The organism is Streptomyces purpureus (assembly GCF_014648195.1).
Taxonomy (GTDB): domain Bacteria; phylum Actinomycetota; class Actinomycetes; order Streptomycetales; family Streptomycetaceae; genus Streptomyces; species Streptomyces purpureus.
On record NZ_BMQQ01000031.1, the window covers coordinates 82,960 to 89,064 of the forward strand.

The window sequence follows — 6,105 nt, forward strand, 5'->3', positions numbered from 1 at the left end:
CATGTCCGAGCAGCGCTTTGGTGAGTTCGTGGCGGTACGGCGTCACGGGGACGGGCATGTCGCGGAGCTGGTGCTCGACCGGCCCAAGGCGATGAACGCGGTCTCCAGCGAGATGGCCCGGTCGATCGGGGCCGCCTGTGACGCGCTCGCGGCCGACGCCTCGGTCCGGGTCACCGTCCTGACCTCGTCCAACGACCGCGCGTTCTGCGTGGGCGCGGACCTCAAGGAGCGCAACTCCTTCACGGACGCGGAGCTCGTACGCCAGCGGCCCACCGCCCGCGCCGCCTACACGGGCGTCCTGGAACTGCCGATGCCGACCGTCGCGGCCGTGCACGGCTTCGCGCTCGGCGGCGGCTTCGAGCTCGCGCTGGCCTGCGACGTGATCGTGGCCGACAGCACCGCGGTGGTCGGCCTGCCCGAGGTGTCGGTCGGCGTCATCCCCGGCGGTGGCGGCACCCAGCTGCTGCCGCGCCGGGTCGGGGCCGCGCGCGCCGCCGAACTCGTCTTCACCGCGCGCCGGGTGGAAGCGGCCGAGGCCCGTGACCTGGGCCTGGTCGACGAGCTCGCCGAGGACGCGCGGACGGCCGCGCTGGAGATGGCCGGCCGGATCGCGGGCAACTCCCCGGTCGGGCTGCGCGCCGCCAAGCGGGCCATGCGGCTCGGGCAAGGGCTCGATCTGCGGGCCGGCCTTGAGGTGGAGGACGCGGCCTGGCGGTCGGTGGCCTTCTCGGGCGACCGGGCGGAGGGTGTGGCCGCCTTCAACGAGAAGCGGAAGCCGCAGTGGCCGGGCGAGTGACCCCGGGCGACTGATCCGGTCGTCACTGTCCGTGACTGTGTGCGGACGGTGACGTCCCGCGAGTGAAAACGGGTGAAACCTCCCTAAGCTGTAGGAATGGGAGAGGATGTTCGGCTGCGGGCCGTGGTCGCGCTGGCGCAGGCGACCGCGGCGGCGCACACGCCGCGTGAGTTCTGGCGGGCCGCGGCGCTCGGGGCCAGGGACGCGCTGGGTGGGACGTTCGCGGCGCTGTCCGTCTGGGAGCGGGAGCTCGGCCGGCTGAAAGTGCTGGTCAACGCGGGCGAGCGGGCCGTGGGGGAGGAGGAGTTCCCGGACTCCGAGACCTATCCGGTGCATCAGTTTCCCGAGATCACCGAATTTCTGCACGAACAGTGGGCGGGGGGCGGCGAGCCCGACGCCTGGGTGGAGACCGCCGACGGTGACCTGGCCGGGTACCGCGTGAGCGCGCTGCGCCGCCGCGGCCGCGGCTGCTGCGTGGTCGCGCCGATCGTGCTCCACGGGCGCGCCTGGGGTGAGCTGTACGTGGCCCGGCCGGCCGGGGCGCCGGTGTTCGACCGGGCCGACGCGAACTTCGCGACCGTGCTGGCGTCCGTGGTCGCGGCCGGGATCGCGCAGGCCGAACGCCTGGAGGAGGTCCGCAGGCTCGCCTTCACCGATCCGCTGACCGGGCTGGCCAACCGGCGTGCGGTCGACACCCGGCTGGACGAGGCGATCGAGCGCTACCGCGCGGACGGTTCGGTGGTGAGCCTGGTCGTCTGCGATCTGAACGGCCTCAAGCGGGTCAACGACACGCATGGCCACGCGGTCGGCGACCGGCTGCTCGAACGGTTCGGCTCGGTCCTCTCGCGGTGCGGTGCGATGCTCCCGGGCGCGCTGGCGGCCCGGCTCGGCGGGGACGAGTTCTGCCTGCTGTCGGTCGGCCCGAGTTCGGACGAGGTGGTCAAGGTCGCCGAAGAACTGTGCGTACGGGCAGGTGAGTTGGAGCTCGGCGAGGGGGTGGCCTGCGGGATCGCCTCGACCGGTGACCCGATCGGCCAGCTCCGCTCGGCCCGCCGCCTGTTCCGCCTCGCGGACGCGGCGCAGTACCGCGCCAAGGCGGCCCGTTCCTCGAAGCCGGTGGTGGCCGGCCGTGACGGCTCGGTCGTCCGGCTCGCCGACGCACCGCCCCACCGCGACCGCCGCCGCTTCCGCGACGCGGTGGTGGAGCCGCCGGAGACGCCCGACCCCGGGCCGTAGGAGTCGTGCCGTAGGAGTCACTGCCGTAAGGGGCCGTCAGCTGGATGACTTGTGACACGGACACCTAGTGACACGTTGGGATTCAATCCGTACGCTGCTGAATATGGATATGCACACAGTTGTGCTCGGGACGACCGGCACCACCGCACAGGACGTCATCGCCGTCGCCCGCCACGGCGCCCGGGTCGAGCTCTCCCCGGAGGCCCTCGACGCGCTCGCCGCCGCGCGGGGCATCGTGGACGCGCTCGCCGCCAAGCCCGAGCCGGTGTACGGCGTCTCGACCGGCTTCGGTGCGCTCGCCTCCCGGCACATCAGCCCCGAGCTACGAGCCCAGCTCCAGCGCAACATCGTCCGCTCCCACGCCGCGGGCATGGGCCCTCGCGTCGAGCGCGAGGTCGTCCGCGCGCTGATGTTCCTGCGGCTCAAGACGGTCGCCTCCGGCCACACCGGCGTCCGCCCGAGCGTCGCCCAGACCATGGCCGACGTGCTCAACGCCGGGATCACCCCCGTCGTGCACGAGTACGGCTCCCTCGGCTGCTCCGGCGACCTCGCCCCGCTCAGCCACTGCGCGCTGACCCTGATGGGCGAAGGCGACGCCGAGGGCCCCGACGGGACCGTACGGCCCGCCGGCGAGCTGCTCGCCGCCCACGGCATCGCGCCTGTGGAACTGCGCGAGAAGGAGGGCCTCGCCCTGCTCAACGGCACCGACGGCATGCTCGGCATGCTGATCATGGCCCTCGCCGACCTGGAGCTCCTCTACAAGTCCGCGGACGTCACCGCCGCGCTCACCCTCGAAGCCCTCCTCGGCACCGAGAAGGTCCTCCGCCCCGAGCTGCACGCCATCCGCCCCCACCCGGGCCAGGGCGCCGCCGCCGCCAACATGCTCGCCGTGCTCAAGGGCTCCGGCCTCACCGGCCACTTCCAGGAGGAAGAGGCGCCCCGCGTCCAGGACGCCTACTCCGTGCGCTGCGCCCCGCAGGTCGCCGGTGCCGGGCGGGACACCATGGCCCACGCCCGCCTCGTCGCCGAGCGCGAGCTCGCCTCCGCCGTCGACAACCCCGTGGTCCTGCCCGACGGCCGCGTCGAGTCCAACGGCAACTTCCACGGCGCCCCGGTCGCCTACGTCCTCGACTTCCTGGCCATCGCCGCCGCCGACCTCGGCTCGATCGCCGAGCGCCGCACCGACCGGCTCCTGGACAAGAACCGCAGCCACGGCCTGCCGCCGTTCCTCGCCGACGACGCCGGTGTCGACTCCGGCCTGATGATCGCCCAGTACACGCAGGCCGCCCTGGTCAGCGAGATGAAGCGGCTCGCCGTCCCGGCCTCCGCCGACTCCATCCCCTCCTCGGCGATGCAGGAGGACCACGTCTCCATGGGCTGGTCCGCCGCCCGCAAGCTGCGTACCGCCGTCGGCAACCTGAGCCGGATCCTCGCCGTCGAGCTGTACGCCGCCACCCGCGCCGTCGAGCTCCGCCGCGGCCTCACCCCCGCGCCCGCCACCCAGGCCGTCGTCTCCGCCTTGCGCGCGGCCGGTGTCGAGGGCCCTGGGCCGGATCGTTTCCTCGCCCCGGACCTGGCCGCCGCCGAGACCTTCGTACGGGAGGGCAAGCTGCTCGCGGCCGTGGAGCCGGTCACCGGCCCGCTGGCCTGAGCCGCCCGCGCCGACGCGAAAGGGCCGCCCCCGGATCCACCGGGGGCGGCCCTTTCCGCGTCTTCGTACGGTCAGCTCTGGCGGCCGGCCCGGCGCATCGCCAGCGTCACGAACCCGGCTCCGACCCCGAGGAACGCGGTCCCGCCGATCAGATACGGGGTCGTGCTCACCGAGCCGGTCTCCGCCAGTCTCAGCGCTTCCGTCCCGGCCCCGGCCGCCGGCCGGGGCTGATGCCCGGTCCGGGTCTCGTCCGTGGCGTTGGCCGACGGCACGAACCACAGGGCGCAGAGCAGGGTGCCCGCGGCGGTGGCGGTCAACAGGGGGCGTCGAGCGACGGACACAGATTCGATCCCCTTTACGGCAACCGGGAATTGGTGTGTCCGCCGATGCTAATGAACTCAGCGGGTCGCAGGAAAGTCGCGGCCGTCGCGCGGCCTACGCTCCGACGTATGAGCACTTCTGAGACATCACGGTATGTACGGCTTCGGGTGGAGGTGGTCCTGGAGATCGAGGACGCCGAGGCCCTGACCGGCGCCGCCATCGGGCGGATCGAGGACGACGAATCCATGCCCGAGGAGGAGCGGTCCCATGCCCGCTCCGCCGTACGCGAGGACGAGGCGGAGGCGCTCGCCTATCTGATCGAGCCGTTCGACCTGGTCACCGAGGTGCCGGGGATCGATCTCGTTCAGGCGTCCTGGAGCAGCGAGCAGATCGAGTACGACCCCGACGCCCAGGAGTGGGACCTGGACGAGGAAGATGAGGAGGAGGAAGAGGACGAGGGGATCGTGAATCCCGGCCGCTCCTAGGGCACGGCGCCGACCCGCGGCGGGCCCCGGGCGCCCCGGCCGGCCCCCGGCGGCACGCCGCGGGCCCGGGCCCGTCCGCTTCCTCGGCACCCCGCCCGTATACCGGGGAACCACCCGGTGCACGGGCGCGTCGATCAGTGGTGTTCCCCACATCTGGACCAGATGTGGAACCGCTCGGGTTGTTATGGGTGTTGTTGGAAAGAGATGGCAGGGGATCGGCAGCGATGGAGAAGCGTGTGATGACGGCAAGCAAGCGGCGGGGTCTGATGGCCGCGTCCGCGCTGCTCGGCGGCGTGATGGTGCTTTCGGCCTGTACGGGCGACGGCGACAAGGGCGGCAGCGCTGCCGCCGACGCCTCGACGAAGTCACAGGCGCAGATCGACGAGGCGGCCGCCCAGGAGACCTCCAAGGCCCGAATAGTCATCTCGCCCAAGAACGGCGCCGACAACGCCGGCATCAACAACGACGCCAAGGTGACCGTCAGCGACGGCACCCTCACCCAGGTCACCATGACCACGGCCGAGGGCAAAAGCGTCAAGGGTGAGATGGCCGCGGACAGCAAGAGCTGGAAGCCCAGCGAGCAGCTGGAGCGCGCTACCACCTACAAGATCGCGGCCACCGCCAAGGACGCCGACGGCCGCGAGGCCCACGAGAACGCGTCCTTCGCCACCGTCTCCAAGGCCAACAGCTTCATCGGCAACTTCACGCCCGAGGACGGCTCCACCGTCGGCGTCGGCATGCCGGTGTCGATCAACTTCAACAAGGCGATCACCGACAAGAAGGCCGTCCAGAGCGGCATCAAGGTGTCGTCCAGCAGCGGCCAGGAGGTCGTCGGCCACTGGTTCAACTCCCAGCGGCTCGACTTCCGCCCCGACCAGTACTGGACCGAGGGCTCGACCGTCACGCTGAAGCTGGACCTGGACGGTGTCGAGGGCGCCAAGGGTGTCTTCGGCGTCCAGCAGAAGACGGTCACCTTCAAGATCGGCCGCAACCAGGTCTCCACCGTCGACGTCGCCACCAAGACCATGAAGGTCACCCAGGACGGCAAGACGGTCAAGACCATCCTGATCTCCGCCGGCTCCCCGGAGAACCCGACCTACAACGGTCAGATGGTGATCTCCGAGAAGTTCAAGGAGACCCGGATGAACGGCGCCACCGTCGGCTTCACCGACGACGACGGCAAGGGCGAGTACGACATCAAGGACGTCCCGCACGCCATGCGGCTGTCCACGTCGGGCACCTTCATCCACGGCAACTACTGGGGCCCGGACTCGATCTTCGGCTCCACCAACACCAGCCACGGCTGTGTCGGTCTGAACGACGTCAAGGGCGCCAACGACCCGAACCAGCCCGGTGCCTGGTTCTACGACAACTCGATCGTCGGTGACGTCGTGATCGTCAAGAACTCCAAGGACGCCACCATCAAGCCGGACAACGGCCTCAACGGCTGGAACATGAGCTGGGCGCAGTGGAAGGCCGGCTCGGCGGTCTGAGCCGCAGCGGCTGCCTGACAGCGGCGTGAGTAACTGATCGTTTCAGAATGAGCTGAGCCGTGGGTCTTGTGTTCAGCGATCTTGGTCGGCAGGGTGTCCGGGTGCGTGCTGATCTTGTTCCTG

6 protein-coding genes are annotated in these 6,105 nt (G+C 71.1%); 5 read left to right on the forward strand and 1 reads right to left on the reverse strand.

Going from position 1 to position 6,105, the window contains the following annotated elements; all coding sequences use genetic code 11:
* Position 1: 1 nt before the first annotated feature.
* From IEZ01_RS29220 to hutH, 3 genes are all read left to right on the forward strand, one after another.
* Positions 2 to 796, forward strand: coding sequence for an enoyl-CoA hydratase/isomerase family protein (locus tag IEZ01_RS29220; RefSeq protein ID WP_019888995.1), 795 nt, complete (start codon positions 2 to 4; stop codon positions 794 to 796).
* A gap of 96 nt (positions 797 to 892) precedes the next feature.
* Positions 893 to 2,032, forward strand: coding sequence for a GGDEF domain-containing protein (locus tag IEZ01_RS29225; protein ID WP_040875191.1), 1,140 nt, complete (start codon positions 893 to 895; stop codon positions 2,030 to 2,032).
* A 109-nt stretch (positions 2,033 to 2,141) separates the two neighbouring features.
* Positions 2,142 to 3,683, forward strand: a complete 1,542-nt coding sequence (gene hutH, locus IEZ01_RS29230) for a histidine ammonia-lyase (RefSeq protein ID WP_189204680.1) — start codon at positions 2,142 to 2,144, stop codon at positions 3,681 to 3,683.
* Between the two features lie 71 nt (positions 3,684 to 3,754).
* Here the strand turns inward: hutH and IEZ01_RS29235 are convergent, their stop codons facing one another.
* Positions 3,755 to 4,024 (reverse strand): LAETG motif-containing sortase-dependent surface protein, encoded by a 270-nt coding sequence (locus IEZ01_RS29235; protein WP_028797890.1) that lies wholly within the window; start codon positions 4,022 to 4,024, stop codon positions 3,755 to 3,757.
* A 108-nt stretch (positions 4,025 to 4,132) separates the two neighbouring features.
* Here IEZ01_RS29235 and IEZ01_RS29240 point away from each other — a divergent pair, with 108 nt between their 5' ends.
* Together IEZ01_RS29240 and IEZ01_RS29245 are read left to right on the forward strand one after the other, a co-directional pair.
* Positions 4,133 to 4,489, forward strand: coding sequence for a hypothetical protein (locus IEZ01_RS29240; RefSeq protein ID WP_040875192.1), 357 nt, complete (start codon positions 4,133 to 4,135; stop codon positions 4,487 to 4,489).
* Positions 4,490 to 4,713: 224 nt separating this feature from the next.
* Entirely contained in the window at positions 4,714 to 5,982 is a 1,269-nt protein-coding gene (locus IEZ01_RS29245; protein ID WP_019889000.1) for a L,D-transpeptidase, read from the forward strand.
* Positions 5,983 to 6,105 lie beyond the last annotated feature (123 nt).

Coding starts and splice junctions, on each gene's coding strand:
- hutH (WP_189204680.1), top strand. CDS start 2,142: ATGCACACAGTTGTGCTCGGGACGACCGGCACCACCGCACAGGACGTC.
- IEZ01_RS29220 (WP_019888995.1), top strand. CDS start 2: ATGTCCGAGCAGCGCTTTGGTGAGTTCGTGGCGGTACGGCGTCACGGG.
- IEZ01_RS29240 (WP_040875192.1), top strand. CDS start 4,133: ATGAGCACTTCTGAGACATCACGGTATGTACGGCTTCGGGTGGAGGTG.
- IEZ01_RS29225 (WP_040875191.1), top strand. CDS start 893: ATGGGAGAGGATGTTCGGCTGCGGGCCGTGGTCGCGCTGGCGCAGGCG.
- IEZ01_RS29245 (WP_019889000.1), top strand. CDS start 4,714: ATGGAGAAGCGTGTGATGACGGCAAGCAAGCGGCGGGGTCTGATGGCC.